This is a genomic window from Vibrio sp. 1557, assembly GCF_033340175.1.
Classification (GTDB): Bacteria; Pseudomonadota; Gammaproteobacteria; order Enterobacterales; family Vibrionaceae; genus Vibrio; species Vibrio alginolyticus.
The window spans coordinates 1-1,412 of record NZ_JAWOVZ010000130.1 but is presented as its reverse complement, the minus strand read 5'-3'; the positions used below and the strand labels follow the sequence as shown (position 1 = coordinate 1,412).

General features: G+C 41.1%; 1 protein-coding gene and 1 pseudogene. One reads left to right on the top strand and one right to left on the bottom strand.

Annotation, left to right across the window (positions count from 1 at the left end):
* Window positions 1–373 (top strand): annotated as a pseudogene (locus R7070_RS25225) (mannose-6-phosphate isomerase); the annotation flags it as partial.
* An 80-nt stretch (window positions 374–453) separates the two neighbouring features.
* Here the strand turns inward: R7070_RS25225 and R7070_RS25220 are convergent.
* Window positions 454–1,149, bottom strand: a complete 696-nt coding sequence (locus R7070_RS25220) for a hypothetical protein (RefSeq protein ID WP_021452117.1) — start codon at window positions 1,147–1,149, stop codon at window positions 454–456.
* Window positions 1,150–1,412 lie beyond the last annotated feature (263 nt).

Here is a 1,412-nt window from a genome sequence, read left to right as displayed (position 1 = left end):
GGCGAACTCAGACAATGTGCTACGCGCAGGTTTAACACCGAAGTATATGGACGTAAAAGAACTCGTTGCATGCACACGCTTCGAAGAAAAACCATTCGATACCCTACTGCTTGCACCAATCGAAAACAACGACATGTTGGAATACCCAATTCCCGTCGACGATTTCAAATTCGCGATTGTAAAACAAGCCAACCAACGAACACTTGATGTAAGAACCGCAGAAATCCTGTTGCCGCTAGATTCCCCGCTCGTGATTACACACGCAAATGGTGAAACGTGTGTAGTAGATAAAGGCCAATCTGTTTTCATCCCAGCTTACGCCAAACAATACACCTTGAATTGCGAAGGTCGCGTTGCACGGGCTTACAGTTGATTCAAATTGAAACAAAAACGCCTCGAAATTTAAGCGAGGCGTATTCTTTTTCACTCGAGCGATTTTTGTGGCGGTGATAATTAATTAAATATTTGCGGCATCAAACAAGAATTAATCTCGCTGTTGTTGTAGTTCAAAGTGTCCAGTAATTCACCTTGCACAGTCAGGTTCTTAATTCCCATGTGCCGCATATCAGATTCAGTGTAATACCAACCATTCGCGAGCGTCGAACGTTGGCATGTATTCGTTCTCGTATGCCCATAAACGGTAATATTTGGATCCACTCCTACTTTGTTGTAGAACTCCGCTTCTTTAATTCGTAAACGAGTAAGATAGCGATAAAACTGCTTTTCGTATTGCGAAGGAACCGATTGATCCCACATCTCGTCACTCTGATTCGCGCCACCATGCCACCCAATAAGCGCATCTTTTCCAATCACCACACTTTTCGCCGCAGGCAATATGTAATTCGCGCAAGCAGAAAAACACAACTGGCTGACGATCACATCCATATCGTTGTTTTTTATGAAGTGACCAAACTCGATCCCGACGCCAATATCACCACCACTACTGGTAATGCGTAATGTTGTCACTTTCTGGTCACTATCATTCACCATTCTTATGGCTTCGAGCACGGCATCCCCGGTAATCATGCCGTCGTACACCAACGTATTGCCTGTAATGGTTAATTTGTTTTGTGTCGGGAAAGCCATTTTTTGAGTCGCGCACCCGGATAACAAAATAGCTGCGGATATTAAACCGATTTTAAACTTCATCCTTAAACTCCAATACAAACCACTCACTTCGGACTTCATTAAAACGCTCTGTACTTTTTAAGCTTGAAGGAATAGTTATCGAGACATTCATATCTTAAACAACATCTATTGTAGTGATAAAAAAACCATTCAACTCAATAACCTAAAAACCAAGTAATGAATTACGACAAGTTTCACGCTTTAATTAGAGATAGTTTTTATAAAAACTCTACGGGAATAATCCAAAACATTTAAACAATCAATATTTATAATTGATAAACCAC

What these genes read in the sequence shown, in the direction of transcription:
- R7070_RS25220 (WP_021452117.1), bottom strand. Translation starts at nt 1,149, where the DNA reads ATGAAGTTTAAAATCGGTTTAATATCCGCAGCTATTTTGTTATCCGGG.